The following is a 20,394-nucleotide window of genomic DNA, read 5'->3' as shown; positions in this document are numbered from 1 at the left end:
TGAAAACGCGCCGACCTTAACCAGTTTAGGGGGCGGAGGAAAGCGGTTCGGCGCGGTACAGGCAGGCGCGGTTGCGCTCGCGCTTGGCCTCGTACATGGCGGCATCGGCGGCTCTGGTCAGGCCTTCCACGCTGCTGGCGTGGCGCGGGTAGAGGGCGATGCCGATACTCGGTGTAACAAAGTCGATGCTCAGCGAGCCGACGCCGATGGCGCTGCCCAGCACGGAGAGCAGGCGTTCGGCGAGCTTGAGCGAGGTCGTCTCGTCGCCGCGCGGCAGGATCAGGGTGAACTCGTCGCCGCCCAGGCGATAGACCAGGTCCGGCTGGCGCACCGCGCTGCGCAGGCGCTCGGCGATATGCCGCAGCAGGGCGTCGCCGACATCGTGGCCGAAGCGGTCGTTGACCTCCTTGAAGTGGTCCAGGTCGAGAAACAGCAGGGCCAGAGGGCCGTCGTCCTGTTGCAGCGCCTGGCGCAACTGCTCGGTGAAGGCCTTGCGGTTGCCCAGGCCGGTCAGCGGGTCGCGATAGGCCATGTCCAGCAACTGGTTCTGGTAGGCCACCTGGGCGCCTATGTCGCGCAGTATGCCGCGGTAGCCGGCGAACTCGCCCTGGCCCCCCAGGATCGGCGAGACGCGCGTCTCGTAGTGGCCCTGGCTGCCGTCATGGCGGCGCAGCGGCGCGGCGAAGCTGGTGTTGCCGGACCGGCTGCGCGTCTGGCCGAAGCGCGCGCGGGCCCGCGCAAGATCGTCGGCCTCCAGCAGCGTCTCGTAGGAGCGCGACAGCAGCTGCTCCGGCCGATAGCCGAGCATCTCGCAGAGGGCGCGGTTGACCGCGACTATTCTGCCCTCCGGGTCCAGCTCGAAATAGCCGTCCTGGATCGCGTCCAGAATCTCGCGGTCGCGCTCCTCGCTGCGATCCAGGCGTTCGAGCATGCGATTGATTCCCGTGGCCAGGCGGCCGAGCTCGTCGCCACCGCGATCGCTCAGGCGCCAACCGCTGCTGCTCGGGCCTATGTCGGCGATCTCCCGGTGCATGCGCGAGACGCGGCGCAGGATGGCGAACTCCAGGCCGAGAAAGATCAGCAGCCAGCTCAACGCGCCTATGGCGCCGGCCTGCAGCAGGAAGATGGCGATGGCCTTGTGCCCCTCGTGGTACAGGCGCCGGTCGCGAGTGAGTTCCAGCGCCAGTTCGGGCTCGCCCAGGCCGTTGCGAAACAACAGCAGCACCTGCTGGAGCTCGTCGTCGAGGAGGCGCCGCGGACTGATTTCGATCCGGTTGGCGCTGCCAGGCTCTTGCCCGGGCAGCTCGCGGCCGCGAGCCGGCTCGCGGGCGTGCGGCAGCAGGCGCAGGGTGGCGTCGAGCTTGGCCTGCAGGCGTTCGGCACGCTCGCTATCGAGGAAGTGTCCGGCGACCAGGGTGCCGGCGCTGGGCAGGTTGCCCTGGTTGTCGCTGATATTGCCCATCGCCAGCATCAGCGGCACGCCCTGGGCCGTGACCAGCTGGCCGCTCGGGGCCTCGTCCGGGCCGATGCGCAGGCGTCTGGCCAGGTTCAGGATGCTGGCGCGCAGTGCGGCGTGGCTGGCTGGCCTGTCCTGGCTCAGGACGAGCAGATCCGGCAGGTCGGGCGGCAGCCACTGCTCGGCGCGCACCCGGCCTTGCGGGTCGAGGTAGACCATGAAGTCGAAATTCAGCTGGCGCAGTATCTCGGGTTCGAGGCTGCGCTGGGGGAAGTCCGGATAGTTGCCCTGCATGAACGCGTAGCTGTCGTCCCAGTGGGCGTGGGTCGCCAGCAGGTCGAGGTGGCGCTTCAGGTCGGTGTCGAGCAGGGCGCGCAGGCGTTCGGCCTCGGCCTCCAGCTGCTTGGCGTCCTGCAGGTCGAAGCGGCTGAGGATCAGGCTCTGCGAGAGCAGGTAGGCGAAGCCCAGAGACAGTAGTAGCAGGGGTGCGAACAGCCAGAGGAGACGTTTGCGCAGTGTCATGCCGGGGCGGCCAGGGGGCGGGGGATTGAGGCGAGTATAGTCAAGGGCCCGCGGCGACATAGACTGGGACTATCGGCCGTATTGAGAATGGGCATTTTCTCCGCCATCGTCGCCTGGGTAGCCTTGCCGGCAATTCCCTTTGTCGGGGTCGTCCATGCCTCCCAAGCCTTCCCCAAGCGCTTGCGGACGCCCCCTTTTATGCAGGAGCCGGTCATGTCCGTTACCCGCCACGCTCGCGTCATCATCCTCGGCTCCGGTCCGGCCGGTTACAGCGCCGCCGTATATGCGGCCCGCGCCAATCTCAAGCCGTTGCTGATCACCGGCATCCAGGCCGGTGGCCAGCTGACCACCACCACCGAAGTGGACAACTGGCCCGGCGACCCGCACGGCCTCACGGGCCCTGCGCTGATGCAGCGCATGCAGGAGCATGCCGAGCGCTTCGAGACCGAGATCGTTTTCGACCACATCAATGCCGTGGACCTGGCCGGCAAGCCCTTCACCCTGGTCGGCGACAGCGGCACCTACACCGCCGATGCGCTGATCATCGCCACCGGCGCCAGTGCCCGCTATCTGGGCCTGCCTTCCGAGCAGGCGTTCATGGGCAAGGGCGTGTCCGCCTGCGCCACCTGCGACGGCTTCTTCTACCGCAACCGCGAGGTGGCGGTGGTAGGCGGCGGCAACACCGCGGTGGAGGAGGCGCTGTACCTGGCCAACATCGCCAGCAAGGTGACCCTGGTGCACCGCCGCGAGACTTTTCGCGCCGAGAAGATCCTGCAGGACAAGCTGCGCGCGCGCATCGCCGAGGGCAGGATCGAGCTGCGTCTGAACGCTGAGGTGGACGAGGTGCTGGGCAACGCCATGGGCGTCACCGGCGTGCGTCTGAATCACGCCGATGGTGCCCGCAGCGAGCTGCAGGTGGACGGCCTTTTCGTCGCCATCGGCCACACCCCCAATACCTCGCTGTTCGACGGCCAGCTGGCACTGCGCGACGGTTATCTGCTGGTCAATGGCGGGCGCGACGGCAATGCCACGGCCACCAGCGTGCCCGGCGTGTTCGCCGCCGGCGATGTGGCCGACTCGGTATACCGCCAGGCCATCACCTCGGCCGGTGCCGGCTGCATGGCGGCGCTGGATGTGGAGCGCTACCTGGATTCGCTCTGAACCGGGGCCCCGCCGCTACGGCGGGGCAGCAAGATAGTTCAAGACAAGGCCGTGCATGGCGGTTAGCCTCCCGCTCTCAAGGAGGTTCCATGTCCCGTCATCACGAATTCCTGCAGGGCGCTCGCGACATGCTGCCGATGCTGCTCGGCGCCATCCCCTTCGGCATCATCTTCGGCAGCCTGGCCGGCGCCGCCGGGCTTTCGCCCTGGGAGGCCGTGGGCATGTCGGCGCTGGTCTTCGCCGGCTCGGCGCAGTTCATCGCCATCAGTCTGCTCGGCGGCGGCGCGACCCTGGCCGTGCTGCTGCTCACCACCCTGGTGGTCAACCTGCGCCACGCCCTGTACAGCGCCAGCCTGCAGCCCCATGTGCGGCATCTGCCGACGCGCTGGCGCGCGCCGCTGGCTTTCTGGCTGACCGACGAGGCCTTCGCCGTGGTTCAGCATCGCTATGCCGAGCTTGATGCCTCGCCGCACAAGCACTGGTACTTCCTCGGCGCCGCGCTGGCCATGTACCTCAACTGGCAGCTGTGCACCTGGGTGGGCCTGCTGTTCGGCCAGGCGGTGCCGAACATCGGCGCCTGGGGCCTGGACTTCGCCATGCTCGCCACCTTTATCGGCATCGTCGTGCCGATGCTGCGCAATCGCCCGCAGGTGGCGGCCGCGCTGGTGGCCGGTGGTGTGGCCCTGGCCTGCCACGCGTTGCCCTACAAGCTCGGCCTGATGGCCGCGGCCTGCGCCGGCATCGCGGTCGGCGTGGCGCTGGAACGGCGCCAACGGCTGCCGCGGGGCGAGGTGTGCTGATGGAAAACTGGCTCCTGATCCTCGGCATGCTGGCGATCACCTTCGCCACCCGCTTCAGCCTGTTCGCCTTTCCCGACCTGCGTTTTCCGCCGCTGGTGCGCCAGGGCCTGCACTACGTGCCCACCGCCGTGCTGAGCGCCATAGTGGTGCCGGGTATGCTGCTGCCGGACGGCGAGCACTGGGCCCTGGGCCTGGACAACGCCTATCTGCTGGCCGGCCTGGCGACCATCGCCATCGCCGCGACCAGCCGCAACCTGTTGGCGACCATCGGCGGCGGCCTGCTGGTGTTCTTCCTGCTGCGCTGGTGGCTGGGGCAGATGCCGCTTTGATCTTCCCCTCTCCCTGTGGGAGAGGGGCAGGGGGTGAGGGTTTTGCCGGCTACGCCGCGTCGCCTATGGCGCCTTCACCCAAGGGGAGAGGGAGCTGCGGCACGAAAGCCGCACGTGGGTGTGGCTTTGCCGGGGCCGGATGCTGTCCAATGCAGGACGGCCCACACAGGTACAAGGACGATGACCCCACACTCGCAATTCGCCCTGCTCGGCACCCGGCGTTTCCTGCCGTTCTTCATCACCCAACTGCTCGGCGCGTTCAACGACAACGTGTTCAAGCAGGGGTTGATCCTCGCCATTTTGTTCAAGCTCAGTGTCAGCGCCGATCGCGATCTGCTGGTCAATCTCTGTGCGCTGCTGTTCATCCTGCCGTTCTTCCTGTTTTCCGCCCTGGGCGGCCAGTTTGGCGAGAAGTTCGCCAAGGATCGCCTGATTCGCCAGATCAAGTTGGCTGAGGTGTTCATCATGCTGCTGGGGGCCGCCGGCTTCCTGCTGGGCAGCCTGCCGTTGCTACTGGCCACGCTGTTCGCCATGGGGACCCAGTCGGCACTGTTCGGCCCGGTGAAGTACTCGATCCTGCCGGCTGCGCTGCGTGAGCAGGAGCTGGTCGGCGGCAACGCCCTGGTAGAGATGGGCACCTTCCTGGCCATTCTCGCCGGCACCATCGGCGCCGGCATGCTGCTGGCCAGCGACAGCTATGCGCTGCTGGTGGCGGTGAGCGTGGTGCTGGTGGCAGTGCTCGGTTACCTGGCCAGTCGCGCCATACCGGCCGCGGCAGCTGCCCTGCCTAGCCTGGCGCTGGACTGGAATATCCTGCGCCAGACCTGGCAGATCATGCGCCTGGGGCTGGGCCAGCGCCCGGCGGTGTCGCGCTCGCTGGTGGGCAACTCCTGGTTCTGGTTTCTCGGGGCGGTGTATCTGACGCAGATCCCGGCGTTCTCCAAGGAGCTGCTGCACGGCGACGAGAGCGTGGTGACCCTGATCCTCGCGGTGTTTTCCATTGGCATCGGCCTGGGCTCGATGCTCTGCGAGCGGATGAGCGGGCACAAGGTGGAGATCGGCCTGGTGCCCTTCGGCTCGGCCGGCCTGACCCTGTTCGGCATCCTGCTCTGGTGGTTCTCCAGCGACTTCCCGCAGGCCGCGGCGGCCTATGATTGGCTGGGCCTGCTCGGTGTCGCTCAGGCCTGGTGGGTGCTCGCCTGCGTCCTCGGCATCGGCATGTTCGGTGGCTTCTACATAGTGCCGCTGTACGCGCTGATCCAGTCGCGCACCGAAGAGCATGAGCGGGCGCGGGTGATCGCCGCCAACAACATCCTCAATGCGCTGTTCATGGTGGCTGCGGCGCTGGTGTCGATCCTCTTCCTCAGCGTCGCCAAGCTGAGCATTCCGCAACTGTTCCTGGCCATTTCGCTGATGAACGTCGCGGTGAACCTGTACATCTTCAAGATCGTCCCCGAGTTCAGCATGCGCTTCCTGATCTGGATGCTCAGCCACTCGATGTACCGGGTGCGCCACCAGAACCTCGAGGCGATCCCGGACGAGGGCGCGGCGGTGCTGGTGTGCAACCACGTGTCCTTCGTCGATGCGCTGCTGATCGGCGGCGCGGTGCGCCGGCCGGTGCGCTTCGTCATGTACTACAAGATCTACGACCTGCCGGTGCTCAACTTCGTGTTCCGCACCGCCGGCACCGTGCCGATCGCCGGGCGCAACGAGGACCCGCAAGTGTTCGAGGCGGCGTTCGCGCGGATTGCCAAGTACCTGGAGGAGGGCGAGCTGGTGTGCATCTTCCCCGAGGGCAAGCTGACCGGCGACGGCGAGATCGACGAGTTCAAGGCCGGGGTCGAGCGCATCCTCGCCGCCAACCCGGTGCCGGTGATTCCCATGGCGCTGCAGGGGCTGTGGGGCAGTTTCTTCAGCCGCGCGCCGCACAAGGGGCTGTTCAAGCGCTTCTGGTCGCGGGTCGACATAGTGGCCGGCGCGGCCTTGCCGGCCGATACCGGGCGCCTGGCCTTGCAGGAGCAGGTCGCGCGGCTGCGTGGCGAGCGGCGCTGAGACGCCGGGCCCGCCTTGTGGCGGGCCTGGTCTTTCTAGTGGCTGAGCTTGAGGCCGATCAGCCCGGCGATGATCAGCCCGGCGCTGGCCAGGCGCAGCAGGGCGACGGATTCGCCGAACAGCAGCACGCCGGCGATCAGCGTGCCGATCGCGCCGACGCCGGTCCAGATGGCGTAGGCGGTGCCCAGCGGCAACTCCTTCATCGCCAGGCCGAGCAGGCCGAGGCTGACGACCATGGCGCCGAGGGTGAGCAGGGTGGGCAGGGGGCGGGTGAATCCGTCGGTGTACTTGAGGCCGACGGCCCAGGCGACCTCGAACAGGCCGGCGAGAAACAGGATGATCCAGGACATGTGAGTGGCTCCGTACTGTAAAGGGCTACGGGCCGTCCCGGATGATCACTCGAAAGGAGTCGCGAGGTCGTCCTCGCGTCGTTCGCTATTCTGCACAGTGCGCTGCACAGGGCAAGCCCGAGAGGACGGGCGGGCCCTGGCAGTGCCTCATGGTGCTCAGATGCCCTGCGGGATTTCCTCGCCGCCGAGCGCCTCGAACAGCGCCGGCAGGAAGTCGCTCAGGGTCAGCATCATCAGGGTGAAGCTGGCGTCCAGCTGACCCAGGGCATCGTCGCCGCCGTCCTGGGCGGCCTGGTCCTGCAGCAGGTCCTCGAAGCGCAGGCGCTTGATGGTCAGCTTGTCGTCCAGCACGAAGGACAGCTTGTCCTGCCAGGCCAGGGACAGCTGGGTGACCAGCTTGCCGGCGGACAGGTGCAGCTGGATCTCCTCGCTGGTCAGGTCCTGGCGCTTGCAGCGCACCACGCCGCCGTCCTCGCTGGTATCGCGCAGCTCGCACTCGTCCAGCACGAAGAAGTCCGGCGCGGCGGCCTGGGCCTTGACCCAGTCGGTGAGGGTGGCGGTCGGCGCCATCTTCACCGACAGCGGGCGCACCGGCAGCGAACCGATGGCCTCGCGCAGGGTGGACAGCAGGTCTTCGGCCTTCCTGGCGCTGGCGCTGTCGACCAGGATCAGGCCGAGCTTGGGCGCGATGGCGGCGAAGGTGCTGGAGCGACGGATGAAGGCGCGCGGCAGGAAGCTCATGACGATCTCGTCCTTGAGCTGGTCGCGCTCCTTCTTGTAGACCTTGCGCATCTGCTGCGCCTCGATCTCGTCGACCTTGTCCTTCAGGGCGTCGCGCACCACGCTGCCGGGGAGGATGCGTTCCTCCTTGCGCGCGGCGATCAGCAGGAAGTCGCCGCTGACATGCACCAGCGGCGCATCGGCGCCCTTGCCGAAGGGGGCCATGAAGCCATAGGTGGTCAGCTCCTGGCTGGCGCAGGGGCGCGCGGCCTTGGCGGCCAGGGCCGCCTCCAGGGCTTCGGCATCGAACGGCACGTCCTGGGTCAGGCGATATACGAGCAGGTTGCGGAACCACATGGGGGAAACACTCCTTGAACACGAAGCGCGCATTATTCTCTGCCCGGCCTGATTGGCCAACCCGCTGCTAAGCCTTTGGAACTGCTCGAAAATTTTTTTCAAAAAAGGCTTGCCAAGGTCAAAGGCCATCCCTAGAATGCGCACCACTTCGAGAGCACAGGGGTGGTTAGCTCAGCCGGGAGAGCATCTGCCTTACAAGCAGAGGGTCGGCGGTTCGATCCCGTCACCACCCACCACTTTCGAGGTTACGCGCAGCGGTAGTTCAGTCGGTTAGAATACCGGCCTGTCACGCCGGGGGTCGCGGGTTCGAGTCCCGTCCGCTGCGCCATACATAAGCCTTGGTTAGACTGAAGACCGAGACTGGAAGAAACGACCGCAAGGTCGTTTTTTTTTGCCCGCGTTTTTTCTCCCGCCAATCCTTCCTGTGCTGTGGATTGAACTTCTCCCGCATTTCCAGTTCCGACTGTGTCATAGCCAGTGCTTGGCACAGACTGCTAAGCTCGCGCTCTCTTTGCCCTCGTGGCCCCTACAAGGAACAAGCATGAAACAACATCGTCTTGCTGCGGCGGTTGCCCTGGTCGGCCTGGTTCTGGCCGGTTGCGATTCGCAGACCAGCGAAGTGGAACTCAAGACTCCGGCTCAGAAGGCCTCCTACGGCATCGGCCTGAACATGGGCAAGAGCCTGGCCCAGGAAGGCCTGGACGATCTGGACTCCAAGGCCGTGGCGCAGGGCATCGAGGATGCCATCGGCAAGCAGGAGCAGAAGCTGAAGGACGAGGAGCTGGCCGAGGCCTTCGCCTTCCTGCAGAAGCGTGCCGAGGAGCGCATGGCCAAGCTGAACGAGGAGTCGGCGCAGGCCGGCAAGAAGTTCCTCGAAGAGAATGGCAAGAAGGAAGGCGTGGTCACCACTGCTTCCGGCCTGCAGTACGAGGTGGTCAAGAAGGCCGAGGGTGCCCAGCCCAAGGCCACCGACGTGGTCACCGTGCACTACGAGGGCAAGCTGACCGACGGCAGCGTGTTCGACAGCTCCGTCGAGCGCGGCAGCCCCATCGATCTGCCGGTCAGCGGCGTGATTCCGGGTTGGGTCGAGGGCCTGCAGCTGATGCACGTGGGCGAGAAGTACAAGCTGTACATCCCCAGCGAGCTGGCCTACGGCGCGCAGAGCCCGAGCCCGGCGATTCCGGCCAACTCGGTGCTGGTGTTCGAGCTGGAGCTGCTGGGCATCAAGGATCCGTCCGCCCAGTAACACACCCGACGTTGCACAACGCCCCGCTTGTCGGGGCGTTTTCATTTGTGCAACTCGCGGTCGTAATGAGGGGAGAGGCGCCGCCGGGTGTTACGCTTATGCACATCGCCGCGGTTACCATGCCCGGGCATGGCGTTACAGTTTCGCTGAGCTGTGTTCGATTTGTAAGCTACTGATTTTTATCATTTTTGTGTCTTGAGCAAAATCTGCTCTATCTGTCTGGGAGGCCCGTACCGTGGGGCTTCAATGACGTCGTCGGCAGACTGTTCACAAGGTTATCCACAGCTTTGGTGGATAACCCGACGCAGCCCAGCCGGCATGCGCTGTCGAGGAGACTGAGCATGACCATTCCCTGGAATCGTGTGCGTTACCTGAGGCTGGCGCGGGCCGTGCTGGCCGATGGTCGTCTGCCGGAGCTGCTGCTGGCCGTGGCGCGCAAGAGCCGCGCCAGCGCCTCTCGTCTGGCGGGCGCGCAGGGCGATGTGCAGCTGCTGATCGGCCTCTGCGCCGCCTGGTGGCGGGGCGAGTACCGCGGCATCGGGCGACCGGCGCTGCTCGCCGTGGTGGCGACCCTGCTGTATTTCCTGGTGCCGCTGGACATGCTGCCGGACTGGTTGCTGGCGGTCGGCCTGCTGGACGACCTGGCCGTGCTGGGCTGGTTGATGCGTACCTGGCAGGCCGAGCTGCAGGCCTACCGCGCTTGGCGCGAGAGCCAGCCCGGCGAAGCCCTGCGCCAACTGGAGGCCCTGCCGGCCGAGGACGAGGTTCACTGAGTCGGACCGTTCGCGGCCTGCCGCAGCGGCGCGGCGATTGCGCCGTGCGGTGTGGCATCCCGGCGCTCGTTGCCGTGGGGCCATAGGCGCGATGCCTCCAGCAACTGCGCCTCTCACGCATCGAAGCTGGGAGGTGGCGAGGCCTCGATCATCCTGCGGGGCTCCCGACCCTTGTCTGCCAGGTCAGTATAGGTCACGCTTTCGGGGTGACCGCATTGGTAAGCTGAGTAGTGCAAGGAAGGTGTCGAGCAGTTCGGCACTGCTTTCCATGGAGAGCTGTAATGAGTGTGCAAGTGATCATGCGCGACGGCGAAGCGGAATACGCCGTGCTGCCCTGGGCCGAGTACCAGGCGCTGTTGCGCGCAGCGGGGCAGGCCGTCGAGCCTGCCGCCGTCAAGGCAAGCTCGCCTCTGAGCCAGCTGGTCGGGTTACGCGAGGCCAAGGGGCTGTCGCAGGCCGACCTGGCCCGCGCCGTGGGCATCAGCCCGCACTATCTGAACCTGATCGAGAGCGGCGAGCGCGAGCCGGACGGCGCCATCCTGCGCTCGCTGGCGCGGGTGCTGGAGGTCGGCGAGTGGGAGCAACCGTCTTGAGCGTGCGCATCCATCGTCAACACTGGCAGGCCCTGCTTGGCGAGCTGGAGGATGCTCGCCGGCAACGCCATCTGCTGACCTACCGCGCCCTGGTCGAACGCCTGCAGCTGCCGACCCCGGCGATGCAGACCCTGACCGCCGCGCTGGAGCATCTGGCCGCCCTCGATGCCCGCGCCGAGCGTCCGTTGCGCAGCGCCCTGGTGATCAGCCAGGGTGCCAGTCGCCTGCCGCGTACCGGTTTCTTCGAGTGCGTGGCGCGCCTGGGGCGCTTCTCCGGGCCGTCCGATGGCGTGGCCGCGGCCTCCTGGCACGCCGCCGAGGTGGCGCGGGTCTTCGAGTTCAGCTACCCAGAGGAGCCCTGATGCGCCTGCTGCGGGCGCGCCTGGGCTACTGGCTGGCGCGTCGCCTGTTGCATTGGCGCTGGGTGTTGGCGCAGCCGCGGGCCTGGGCCTGGATGCAGGGCCAGTACGCGCGCATGGCGGCGCTGGGGCATGTGCCGGCGCAGAGCTTCTATGGCCATGTCCTGCTGTTTCGCGGCCAGGGCTTCGGCGCTCGCGAGGAAGGCCTGCGCCTGCTGCGGCTGGCCGCCGAGGGTGGCGATGGCAAGGCGGCCTATCAGGTCGGCGCGCAGTGTCTGGCCGGCGACAGCCGCCAGGCGGCGGATGCCGGCGCGGCGGCGCGTTGGTGGGCGAGGGCGGCCGAGGCCGGCCACCCGCTGGCGGCCCAGCGCCTGGCCCGGCTGTATCGTGAGGGTGGCCCGGGGCTGCCGGCGGATGCGGCGCAGGCCGAGCGTTACGCGCGGCGCGCCGAGCAGCTGGGGGTCAAGCCGAGAGGCTGAGGCTGTCGAGGATATGCAGGCTGTAGCCGGGCACGGCCTTGGCGTGGCGCTTGGCTTCCGAGGCCAGGCCGGCCAGCTGGCTGGCGTCCAGGTGCGCGCAGTTCTGCGGATGCAGGTGCACCACGCCGATGGACAGTGACAGCAGGGCGAACTCCTCGCGCTTGCCCTGGCGATTGTGGCCGACGAAGCAGCCGGCCTGCAGGTGCTCCTCGCGGTAGAAGCGCCGGCACTCGGCCTGGAAGTCCTCCAGCAACTGGTTGAGCCGCTCGCGCCAGTTGTCCGGGCCGAGCACCAGGAGGAAGTCGTCGCCGCCGATATGGCCGACGAAGTCGCGGCTGGGGTCGACCCGCTCGTTAAGGCACTGCGCCAGGCACAGCAGCACTTCGTCGCCCTTGGCATAGCCGTAGAGGTCGTTGAACGGCTTGAAGCTGTCGATATCCACGTAGCACACCATCGCCTCGCGGCCCTGCTGCAGCAGGCGGCCCAGGCACTGCTGGATCGGCACGTTGCCCGGCAGCAGGGTCAGCGGGTTGGCGTGGCGGGCCTGCTGGATCTTCAGCTCGGTGATCAGCTTGAGCACGTCGATCACCCGTCCCAGGCCGCGGTAGCGGCCCTGCTGGACGATGATGAAGTCTTCCTCCATGCGCTGCCGCGCGCGGCTGGTGAGCAGGCGGCTGACCTGCTGCAGCGACTGCCCCAGGTCCACGGCGAGAAAGTCCGCGCTCATCAGCCGGCTGATCGGCTTGCGCGCGAACAGGTCGGTGGCGAAGGGCTTGAGCAGGGCATCGGACAGCGAATGGCGGTGGACGATGCCGACCGGCTGCCGCTGCTCGTCCAGCACCGCCAGCGAGTTGAGGTTGGCCTGGGCGCGGAAGGCCTCCAGCACCACGGCGATGGGGGTGTCCTGCGCGACCGCAGGTTGCTCGTTGAGCAGCGCGGAGAGATCGCCGCCTTCCTCGCCCAGGGCCGGGGCCGGCTTGTTCAGCGGCGGCAGCAGCTTGTGCGCGTCGCGCGACGGCTGTTCCAGCGGGCGGCTCAGCAGGTAGCCCTGGACCAGGTCGACGCCCATCTCGATCAGGGTGGCCAGCTCCTCGGCCAGTTCGATGCCCTCGGCTATCACCTGGGCGCGCGAGGCCTTGGCCATCTTCAGGATGGAGTCGACGAACTCGCGCTTGACCGCGTCCTGGTGGATGCCGTCGATGAAGTGGCGGTCGATCTTCACGTAGTCGGGACGCAGCTCCGACCACAGACGCAGGCTGGAGTAGCCGGCGCCGAGGTCGTCCAGGGCGATGGAGAAGCCCATGGCGCGGTAGTGGTGCAGGGCGGTGTCGAGCAGGGCGAAGTCGTCTATCGGCGCCTGCTCGGTGAGTTCGATCACCACCCGGTCCGGCGAGATGCCGACGTCCTGCAGCAGCTTGAGGGTGCGGCCGGGCTGGTGGCTGGCCTCGAGCAGGGACTCGGGGGAGACGTTGAGGAACAGCTTGCCGTCCAGCTGCTGGTCGCGGAAGCGCCGGCAGGCGCTCTTGCGCGCCGCCAATTCCAGCTCGCTCAGGCGGCCGGCGTTGCGCGCCACGCTGAACAGGGCGATGGGCGCGTGCAGGGGGCTGTTGGACGGGCCGCGGGTCAGTGCCTCGTAGCCGAGGATGCGCCGCTCGGAGAGGCTGAGGATGGGCTGGAACAGGCTGTGCAGGTCGCCGTGAGCGAGAATGGCTTGCAGGGCGCTCAACTGCTCGGTGACTGTCATGTTGGGGACTCGATCTGGCAATGAAAAAGGCCGGTATCGCTACCGGCCTTCATTTCACGACAAGGCGATGACGGTTTGATTACATCAGTGCTTGGCCAGCGTGGCTTCCAGGCCCAGGTAGTCGAGCAGGATGCGCCCGCTCTCGGTCAGGTAGGCGTCGTCTTCCGGCTTGGTCTTCTCCGGTTCGGCCGGCGCGGCGTCCTCGTCCTCGGCCTTGATCTCCTTGAGCAGCTCCTCGCCCTTGGCCTTGCGCTTGGCGTTCTCCAGCGCCAGCTGGCGCTGTTCGATGGCGGCGTGCTGGGCGCGGCGCTTGTCCTCGTTGAGGCTGACGCTGGTCTCGGCCATCAGTTCCTGGCTCAGGGCCAGGCGTTCGCGGGTGAAGACGAAGTCCGGGTTGCCGGCGGTGCGCGACTCATGGCGCGCCTTGAGCTCGGCGAGGAAGGGCTTGTAGGGGTTGCTGTCCGGGCGCACGGCCGGCTTGATGCTGTCCCAGGGCATGGCCTCGGGCAGGGCGCTCTCGCCGATCTCCTGGGTGTCGACTATGTCCGGGTAGGCGATGTCCGGCAGCACGCCCTGGTGCTGGGTGCTCTGCCCGGAGACGCGGTAGAACTTGGCTAGGGTCAGCTTCAGCTCGCCGTGATTGAGCGGCTGGATGGTCTGCACCGTGCCCTTGCCGAAGGTCTGGCCGCCGAGGATCAGGGCGCGGTGGTAGTCCTGCATGGCGCCGGCGAAGATCTCCGAGGCGGAGGCGGACAGGCGGTCCACCAGCACGGCCAGCGGGCCGTCGTAGAACACCCCGGGCTCCTCGTCGGCCAGCACGTCGACGCGGCCATCGCTGTTGCGCACCAGCACGGTCGGGCCCTGGTCGATGAACAGGCCGGTCAGCTCGGTGGCTTCCTGCAGGGAGCCGCCGCCGTTGTCGCGCAGGTCGATGACCACGCCATCGACCTTCTCCTGCTTCAGCTCGCCGAGCAGGCGCTTCACGTCGCGGGTGGTGCTCTTGTAGTTGGAGTCCTGGGCGCGGTAGGCCTTGAAGTCCAGGTAGAAGGCCGGGACCTTGATCACCCCGAGCTTGTACTCGCGGCCCTCGTGCTGCAGCTTGAGCACCGACTTCTGCGCGGCCTGTTCCTCCAGCTTGACCGCCTCGCGGACGATGGTGACCACCTTGCTGGTCTGGTCGCTCGGGGCGTTGCTGGCCGGGATCACCTCCAGGCGCACCTTGGAGCCTTTCGGGCCGCGGATCAGCTTGACCACTTCGTCCAGGCGCCAGCCGATCACGTCGACCATCTCCCTGTCGCCCTGGGCCACGCCGATGATCTTGTCCGCCGGGGCGATCAGCTTGCTCTTCTCGGCCGGGCCGGCCGGCACCAGGCGCACCACCTTGACGTACTCGTTGTCGGTCTGCAGCACGGCGCCTATGCCTTCCAGCGACAGGCTCATGTTGATGTCGAAGTTCTCCGCGTTGTCCGGGGAGAGGTAGTTGGTGTGCGGGTCGTAGGTCTGCGCGAAGGCGTTGATGTAGGCCTGGAACACGTCCTCGCCGCGGGTTTGCGACAGGCGCTTGCGCTGGTTCTTGTAACGCTTGTGCAGCAGCTCCTGGATGGCCTGGCTGTCCTTGCCGGCGATCTTCAGGCGCAGTACTTCGTCCTTCAGGCGCTTGCGCCAGAGGTCGTCCAGCTCGGCCTGGTCCTTGGCCCAGGGCGCGCTCTCGCGGTCCACCAGCAGACTCTCGTCGATGCCGAAGTCGAACTGCTCGACGCCGGCGGCAAGCAGGGCGTCGACATGGTCGAGGCGCTCCTCGGCGCGTTGCAGGTAGGTGCGGTAGATCAGGAAGCCGGGCTCCAGGTCGCCGCTCTTGAGCAGGTCGTCGAACTTGTTGCGCCAGCGGTCGAACTGGGCGATGTCGGCGGCGGTGAAGTAGCTGCGCGCCGGGTCGAGCATCTTCAGGTAGCCCTCGTAGATCTTCGCCGAGCGGGCATCGTCGAGGGGCGGCTTGTTGTAGTGGTGGCGCTTGAGCAGCTCGACCACGTTGAGGCTGGCGATCACCTGCTCGCGGTCCGGCTGCAGGTAGGTCCAGTTCTCCGCGGTGGCCTTGGCGGCGGCGGGCAGTGCATGAAGCCCGAGTAGCAGGGCCAGGGCGGTAGCGGGGAGGAATCTCTGCATGGTGGTTCGACGCGAGGGCAAGTGATAACGCATATTAGGTCGTCTTGAAGGGCCTCGGTTCCGTGGGAGCCGGACGGCGAAATGCACAGGCCCGGCGGCAGGCGGCGCAGAGCCGCGCGCTGTCTGCGCCGGGGACTCGTTCACTATGGAGGCAGCATGAGGGCATTGCAAGGCGTCGAGGGGCAGCTGGAGTGGGCGCAGCGCCCCACGCCGGGCTGCGATGTGGGCCAGGTACGCATTCGCGTGGCGGCGGCGGGGCTGAACCGTGCCGACCTGCTGCAGCGAGCCGGGCACTACCCGCCACCACCGGGGGCCAGCGACATACTCGGGCTGGAGTGCGCGGGGCTGATCAGCGAGGTGGGCGCCGGCAGCCCCTGGCGCGTGGGCGAGCGGGTCTGCGCGCTGCTGGCCGGCGGCGGCATGGCCGAGGAGGTGGTGGTCGATGCCCGCCATGTGCTGCCGGTGCCGGAGGGCCTGAGCCTGACCGAGGCGGCGGCGCTGCCCGAGGTGTACGCCACGGCCTGGCTCAACCTGTTCCAGCTGGCGGCGCTCAAGCCGGGCGAGAAGGTGCTGCTGCACGCCGGCGCCAGCGGTGTCGGCTCGGCGGCAATCCAGCTGTGCAAGGCCTTCGGTAACCCCTGCTGGGTCAGCGTCGGCTCGGCCGAGCGCCTGGCCTACTGCGAGGGACTCGGTGCCCAGGGTGGCGTCGTCCGCGGCGAGGATCTGGAGAGCCTGCGCGACTTCGCCCCCTTCGATGCGATTCTCGACCCGGTCGGGGCCAGCTATGCCGAGCTCAATCTGCAGTTGCTGGCGCGCGACGGGCGCTGGGTGTGCATCGGTTTGATGGGCGGCAGCAAGGCCCAGCTGGACATGGCGTTGCTGCTGGGCAAGCGCATCCAGCTGACCGGCTCGACCCTGCGCAACCGCGACGAGCAGTTCAAGGCCGAGCTGATGGCGGATCTGCAGCACCACGTCTGGCCGCTGTTCGCCGAGGGCCGACTCAGGCCGCAGCTGGAGCGTGCCTATGCGGCCAAGGACGCCGAAGCGGCCTTTGCCGCACTGGCCAGCAACCAGGTTAGCGGCAAGCTGGTGCTGCTGATCGACGAGACGCTGAGCTGACTCAGCGCCAGGCCAGGATGTCCCAGCCCTGCCGCTCGGCCTCCGTGAGCAGCGTCGGGTCGGGATTGACCACATGCGGGTGCGGCACTTTCTCCAGCAGCGGCAGGTCGTTGCGCGAGTCCGAGTAGAAATGCGCGTCGTCGAGGCTCTCGCCCTCGGCTTGTAGCCAGGCGGCGAGGCGGGTGACCTTGCCTTCGCGGTAGGTCAGCACGCCCTGGGTGCGGCCGCTGTAGCAGCCGTGCTGCAGCTCGCAGTCGATGGCCAGCACCTCCTCGACGCCCAGGCGCTCGCCGATGGCGCTGACCAGGAAGTGCGCTGAGGCGGAGATGATCAGCAGGCGGTCGCCGGCGGCGCGGTGGCTGGCCAGGCAGCGCATGGCGTCGCTGTAGATGATCGGCTCGATCACATCCTCGACGAAGGGCTCGACGACAAAAGCCACTTCCTCCGGCGTGCGCCCCACCAGGGGCGACAGGGTGAAGGCCATGTAGTCCTCCATGGCCAGCTTGCCCTGGGAGTAGAGAGTCATCAGTTCCTGCTCGCGGGCCAGGAAGCTGTCGCGGTCGACCCACTGCAGGTCGACCATGCGCTCGGCCCACAGCGAGGCGCAGTCGCCGTGGATCAGGGTCTCGTCGAGGTCGAAGATCGCCAGGGCCATCAGGCCACCTCCCGGATCGCGTTGGCGTCGATGGACAGACCGATGCACTGACCCTTGCCGATCAGTTCGCGTTCGCTGCGATTGAGCACGTCCACCAGCAGCTCCACGCCGTTGGCCTGCACCCGATAGCGGATCACGTTGCCCAGCAGGCTGTGGCCGAGGACTTCGGCGGCGATGGCGCCGCCGTCGTGCAGCTGAATGGCCTCGGGGCGAATGGCGATACGCCCGCTCACCGGGCGCAGCAGCAGGCGGCTGGCGCTGTCCGCCTCGAGCAGGTTGTAGTTGCCGATAAAGCCGGCGGCGAAGGCATCGACCGGTGCGGTATAGAGGGATTCGGCATCGCCGCTCTGGACTATCTTGCCGGCGTTCATCAGACAGATGCGGTCGCTCATGGTCAGCGCCTCTTCCTGATCGTGGGTGACGAACAGGGTGGTCAGCCCCAGCTCCTGCTGGATGGCGCGAATCTGCTCGCGCAGGTGCTTGCGGATGCGCGCGTCGAGGGCCGACAGCGGCTCGTCGAGCAGCAGCAGGCGCGGACGGGTGACCAGCGAACGGGCCAGGGCCACGCGCTGGCACTGGCCGCCGGAGAGCTGGTGCGGATAGCGCTCGGCAAAGTCGCGCAGCTCCACCAGGCGCAGCACCTCGTCGACGCGCTGGGCGATCTCGGCCTTGGCCACCTTCTGCATGCGCAGGCCGAAGGCGACGTTCTGCGCCACCGTCATGTTGGGAAACAGCGCGTAGCTCTGGAACACCATGCCGATGCCGCGCTTCTGCGGCGCCAGCGGCACCAGGTCCTGGCCGTCCAGGAGGATCTGCCCGCCATCCACCTCGGTGAGGCCGGCGATGCAGCGCAGCAGGGTGGATTTGCCGCAGCCGGAGGGGCCGAGCAGGGTAACGAACTCGCCCTGTTCGATCTCGCAGTCGATATCGCTGAAGATCGAGGTGCTGCCGTAGCTCTTGTGCAGATTGCGGATGGAAAGGTAACTCATGCCTTGTCCTTATTCAGGCGGGTGGCCGCCCAGGTGAAGACCAGTACGAAGAAGAAGTAGGAGATGACCAGGGCGCTGTTGAAGTGGCCGCTGCTGTTGCGCATGTTGTTCAGGTACACCTGCAGGGTCTCGTAGCGGGTGCCGACCAGCAGGTTGGCGAAGACGAACTCGCCGAACAGGAAGCTGAAGGAGAGGAACAGCGAGACCATCAGACCCTTGCGCAGGTTGGGCAGCACCACCAGCAGGGCGGCCTTCCAGCTGCTGGCGCCGAGCAGGTGGGCGGCGTCCATCAGGTCGCGCAGATTGATCGCTTGTAAGTTGTTCGTTATGGCGCGGTACATGAACGGCAGGGCCACGGTGAAGTAGCAGCCGATCAGGATCCACGGCGTGCCGACCATGGCCAGCGGCCCCGAGCCGTACACCTGCAGCAGGCCCACCGAGGACACCACCGGCGGCACGGCGAAGGGCAGCAGGATGAGGATGTTCATCAGCGCGTCCAGCTTGGGGAAGTGGTAGTGCACCACGAACAGCAGCGGCAGGATCAGCAACACCGCCAGCAGCAGCGCGCCCAGGCACACCAGCAGCGACTGGCCGAAGGCGGCGAGGAAGCGTGCGTCGCTCCACAGCGCCAGGTACCACTTGAAGGTCAGGCCGTCCGGCAGCACGGTCGCGCCCCAGCTGGTGGACAGCGAGTAGAGCAGGGTGGCCGCCAGCGGCAGCAGCAGGATCAGAAACAGCAGCCAGACCACCACGCGGTGGTAGAGGGCGACGGGCTTGGTCTCAGCGCGCATCGTGATAGCTCCTGCGCAGCAGCCACTGGTGCACCAGGGTGATCAGTGCCATCAGGCCGACCAGCACCATGGCCAGGGCGCTGGCCAGGTTGGCGTCGAGGTTGATGTCGCCGGCCACCAGGCCGGCGATGCGGATCGGCATCACGTTGAAGTTGCCGGTGGTCAGGTAGTACACGGTGGCGTAGGCGCCCAGGGCGTTGGCCAGCAGGATGACGAAGGTGCCGAGCAGCGCCGGGGTCAGCACCGGCAGGCCGATATGCCGCCAGAAGTCCCAGGCTCCTGCGCCGAGCAGCTGGGCCGACTCGCGCCAGTCCTGGCGCAGGGCGTCGAAGGCCGGGTAGAGCAGCAGCACGCCCAGGGGGATCTGGAAGTAGGTGTAGAGCACGATCAGGCCGGTCTTGGAGTAGAGGTTGAAGTCTTCGATGATCCCGGCCTGCTTGAGCAGCAGGGTCAGCGCGCCGTTGAAACCGAGCAGGATGATGAAGGCGAACGCCAGCGGCACCCCGGCGAAGTTGCTGGTCATGTTGGAGAAGGCCATGACGAAGTCGCGCAGCTTCGAATCCACCTGGCGCAGCGAGTAGCTGCCGAGGATGGCGATGGTGATGCCGAACAGGCTCGACCAGAAGGCGATCTGCAGGCTGTGCTTGATGGCCTGCAGGTAGAACTTGGACGAGAAGATCTTGGCGAAGTTGGCCAGGCTCCAGCTGCCGTCGACGATCAGGCTATGGGTGGCGACCCACAGCAGCGGCGCCACCTGGAAGGCGAAGAAGAAGACGGCGAAGGGCAGTACGCAGAGCAGCGCCAGCCACTTGCTCTTGAGGCGTGGCGACAGACGCGTATGCGCGGCGGCCCGGCTCGGCTTTGCCTCGGCCAGCTCGGCGCCTGGTTCGAGTGAGGCATTCATTTGAGCAGTTCCTTGCACAGGGTTTTGTCGTGGGCCGCACCGAGCAGGGCGCAGAGGGTTCCGCAGATTTCGGTCTGGCGCGGCGCGGCGTGCGGGTCGAGGCTGAAGGCGTCGCCCAGCACCAGCAGCGGCACCTCGCGCTCCTCGGGCAGCAGGCCGTTGTGCGAGCGATCCACGTTCATGCCGTGGTCGGCGGTCACCAGCACCTGATAGCCGGCGTCGAGCCAGCGCTGCAGATAGTCGGCGAGAATCACATCGGCGCGCCGCGCGGCGTTGCGGTATTCGGGCGACTGGCCGCCATGGCGATGGCCGGCGTCGTCGATGTTCATCGGGTGCACCAGCAGGAAGTCCGGGCTGTGCGCCAGGCGCAGGCTCTCGGCATCGGCGAACAGGTGCGAATCCGGATAATGGTCGGCCCAGTAAAACAGGCCGTGCTGGATCGGCAGGCTGGCGTCGCTGGTCAGGCGGTCGCGGGTGCTGACGAAGGGCGCGCGGTTGTACAGCTCGCTGACCCAGTGGTAGGCCGCGGCGGCAGTGGTCAGGCCGGCGTCGCGGGCGTAATGGAACACGCTGCGCTGGTTGGACAGGCGCACTACATCGTTGTGCACCACGCCGCTGTCGATCGGCGCCACACCGGTGAGGATGCACTCGTAGAGTGGGCGCGACAGCGCCGGCAACTCGCATTCGAGTTTGTACAGTTGGGCGCGACCGGCATTGCGATAGGCGTACAGGTGGCCCAGGGCGTGGCTGGCGACCTCGAAGTTGAGGCCGTCGAGCAACACCAGGATGACTTTGCGCTTCATCGGGGTTCCTTGGCGAAAGCGGGGCGGCT

At 67.2% G+C, this 20,394-nt stretch carries 20 protein-coding genes and 2 tRNA genes; 12 read left to right on the top strand and 10 right to left on the bottom strand.

Annotation, left to right across the window (positions count from 1 at the left end; genetic code table 11):
* Window positions 1-25: 25 nt before the first annotated feature.
* On the bottom strand, window positions 26-1,978 hold the full coding sequence (locus AAFN46_RS11715; RefSeq protein WP_347808867.1) for a diguanylate cyclase: 1,953 nt from the start codon (window positions 1,976-1,978) through the stop codon (window positions 26-28).
* 213 nt (window positions 1,979-2,191) lie between these two features.
* Between AAFN46_RS11715 and trxB the strand changes: the two genes are divergently transcribed.
* From trxB to AAFN46_RS11695, 4 genes are all read left to right on the top strand, one after another.
* The gene (gene trxB, locus AAFN46_RS11710; protein WP_347808866.1) at window positions 2,192-3,139 is read left to right on the top strand and encodes a thioredoxin-disulfide reductase; all 948 of its coding nucleotides are present in this window, start codon (window positions 2,192-2,194) and stop codon (window positions 3,137-3,139) included.
* Between the two features lie 89 nt (window positions 3,140-3,228).
* Window positions 3,229-3,939, top strand: a complete 711-nt coding sequence (locus AAFN46_RS11705; protein ID WP_347808865.1) for an AzlC family ABC transporter permease — start codon at window positions 3,229-3,231, stop codon at window positions 3,937-3,939.
* Window positions 3,939-4,268, top strand: a complete 330-nt coding sequence (locus tag AAFN46_RS11700; RefSeq protein WP_347808864.1) for an AzlD domain-containing protein — start codon at window positions 3,939-3,941, stop codon at window positions 4,266-4,268. Before AAFN46_RS11705 ends, AAFN46_RS11700 begins: the two co-directional genes overlap by 1 nt.
* Window positions 4,269-4,448: 180 nt before the next feature.
* Window positions 4,449-6,320, top strand: coding sequence for an MFS transporter (locus AAFN46_RS11695; RefSeq protein ID WP_347808863.1), 1,872 nt, complete (start codon window positions 4,449-4,451; stop codon window positions 6,318-6,320).
* A 35-nt stretch (window positions 6,321-6,355) separates the two neighbouring features.
* Here the strand turns inward: AAFN46_RS11695 and sugE are convergent, their stop codons facing one another.
* Window positions 6,356-6,670 (bottom strand): quaternary ammonium compound efflux SMR transporter SugE, encoded by a 315-nt coding sequence (gene sugE / locus AAFN46_RS11690; protein ID WP_347808862.1) that lies wholly within the window; start codon window positions 6,668-6,670, stop codon window positions 6,356-6,358.
* A 156-nt stretch (window positions 6,671-6,826) separates the two neighbouring features.
* Window positions 6,827-7,747: a recombination-associated protein RdgC gene (gene rdgC, locus AAFN46_RS11685; protein WP_347808861.1), complete on the bottom strand. Its 921-nt coding sequence runs from the start codon at window positions 7,745-7,747 to the stop codon at window positions 6,827-6,829.
* A 160-nt stretch (window positions 7,748-7,907) separates the two neighbouring features.
* On the opposite strand from rdgC, the gene AAFN46_RS11680 reads away from it, so the two are divergent.
* From AAFN46_RS11680 to AAFN46_RS11650, 7 genes are all read left to right on the top strand, one after another.
* Window positions 7,908-7,983 (top strand) — tRNA-Val (locus AAFN46_RS11680).
* A 15-nt stretch (window positions 7,984-7,998) separates the two neighbouring features.
* Window positions 7,999-8,075, top strand: a tRNA-Asp gene (locus tag AAFN46_RS11675).
* A 213-nt stretch (window positions 8,076-8,288) separates the two neighbouring features.
* Window positions 8,289-8,993 carry an FKBP-type peptidyl-prolyl cis-trans isomerase gene (locus tag AAFN46_RS11670; protein ID WP_347808860.1) on the top strand — a complete coding sequence of 235 codons (705 nt, stop codon included), beginning with the start codon at window positions 8,289-8,291 and terminating at the stop codon, window positions 8,991-8,993.
* Window positions 8,994-9,334: 341 nt separating this feature from the next.
* Entirely contained in the window at window positions 9,335-9,766 is a 432-nt protein-coding gene (locus AAFN46_RS11665; protein WP_347808859.1) for a DUF1232 domain-containing protein, read from the top strand.
* A 281-nt stretch (window positions 9,767-10,047) separates the two neighbouring features.
* Entirely contained in the window at window positions 10,048-10,359 is a 312-nt protein-coding gene (locus AAFN46_RS11660; protein WP_347808858.1) for a helix-turn-helix transcriptional regulator, read from the top strand.
* On the top strand, window positions 10,356-10,721 hold the full coding sequence (locus AAFN46_RS11655) for a hypothetical protein (RefSeq protein ID WP_347808857.1): 366 nt from the start codon (window positions 10,356-10,358) through the stop codon (window positions 10,719-10,721). Before AAFN46_RS11660 ends, AAFN46_RS11655 begins: the two co-directional genes overlap by 4 nt.
* Window positions 10,721-11,197 carry a sel1 repeat family protein gene (locus AAFN46_RS11650; protein ID WP_347808856.1) on the top strand — a complete coding sequence of 159 codons (477 nt, stop codon included), beginning with the start codon at window positions 10,721-10,723 and terminating at the stop codon, window positions 11,195-11,197. Before AAFN46_RS11655 ends, AAFN46_RS11650 begins: the two co-directional genes overlap by 1 nt.
* On the opposite strand, the gene AAFN46_RS11645 is transcribed toward AAFN46_RS11650, so the two are convergent.
* Both AAFN46_RS11645 and AAFN46_RS11640 read right to left on the bottom strand, forming a co-directional pair.
* Entirely contained in the window at window positions 11,181-12,941 is a 1,761-nt protein-coding gene (locus AAFN46_RS11645; RefSeq protein ID WP_347808855.1) for a bifunctional diguanylate cyclase/phosphodiesterase, read from the bottom strand. The genes AAFN46_RS11650 and AAFN46_RS11645 overlap by 17 nt on opposite strands.
* Window positions 12,942-13,025: 84 nt before the next feature.
* A complete protein-coding gene (locus tag AAFN46_RS11640; protein WP_347808854.1) occupies window positions 13,026-15,104 on the bottom strand; it encodes a carboxy terminal-processing peptidase in 2,079 nt (692 codons plus the stop codon).
* 156 nt (window positions 15,105-15,260) lie between these two features.
* Here AAFN46_RS11640 and AAFN46_RS11635 point away from each other — a divergent pair, with 156 nt between their 5' ends.
* Entirely contained in the window at window positions 15,261-16,223 is a 963-nt protein-coding gene (locus AAFN46_RS11635) for an NAD(P)H-quinone oxidoreductase (protein WP_347808853.1), read from the top strand.
* A 1-nt stretch (window position 16,224) separates the two neighbouring features.
* Here the strand turns inward: AAFN46_RS11635 and AAFN46_RS11630 are convergent, their stop codons facing one another.
* The 5 genes from AAFN46_RS11630 to AAFN46_RS11610 all read right to left on the bottom strand — a co-directional run bounded on the left by AAFN46_RS11630 (window position 16,225) and on the right by AAFN46_RS11610 (window position 20,365).
* Window positions 16,225-16,878 (bottom strand): HAD family hydrolase, encoded by a 654-nt coding sequence (locus AAFN46_RS11630; protein ID WP_347808852.1) that lies wholly within the window; start codon window positions 16,876-16,878, stop codon window positions 16,225-16,227.
* Window positions 16,878-17,867: an ABC transporter ATP-binding protein gene (locus AAFN46_RS11625; protein WP_347808851.1), complete on the bottom strand. Its 990-nt coding sequence runs from the start codon at window positions 17,865-17,867 to the stop codon at window positions 16,878-16,880. Before AAFN46_RS11625 ends, AAFN46_RS11630 begins: the two co-directional genes overlap by 1 nt.
* Entirely contained in the window at window positions 17,864-18,658 is a 795-nt protein-coding gene (locus tag AAFN46_RS11620) for an ABC transporter permease subunit (protein WP_347808850.1), read from the bottom strand. Before AAFN46_RS11620 ends, AAFN46_RS11625 begins: the two co-directional genes overlap by 4 nt.
* Window positions 18,648-19,490, bottom strand: a complete 843-nt coding sequence (locus tag AAFN46_RS11615; RefSeq protein ID WP_347809021.1) for an ABC transporter permease subunit — start codon at window positions 19,488-19,490, stop codon at window positions 18,648-18,650. Before AAFN46_RS11615 ends, AAFN46_RS11620 begins: the two co-directional genes overlap by 11 nt.
* A 68-nt stretch (window positions 19,491-19,558) precedes the next feature.
* On the bottom strand, window positions 19,559-20,365 hold the full coding sequence (locus AAFN46_RS11610; protein ID WP_347808849.1) for an alkaline phosphatase family protein: 807 nt from the start codon (window positions 20,363-20,365) through the stop codon (window positions 19,559-19,561).
* Between the last annotated feature and the right edge of the window lie 29 nt (window positions 20,366-20,394).

The organism is Pseudomonas sp. CAU 1711 (assembly GCF_039888625.1).
GTDB lineage: Bacteria > Pseudomonadota > Gammaproteobacteria > Pseudomonadales > Pseudomonadaceae > Aquipseudomonas.
This window is presented reverse-complemented; position numbering and strand designations above follow the sequence as displayed.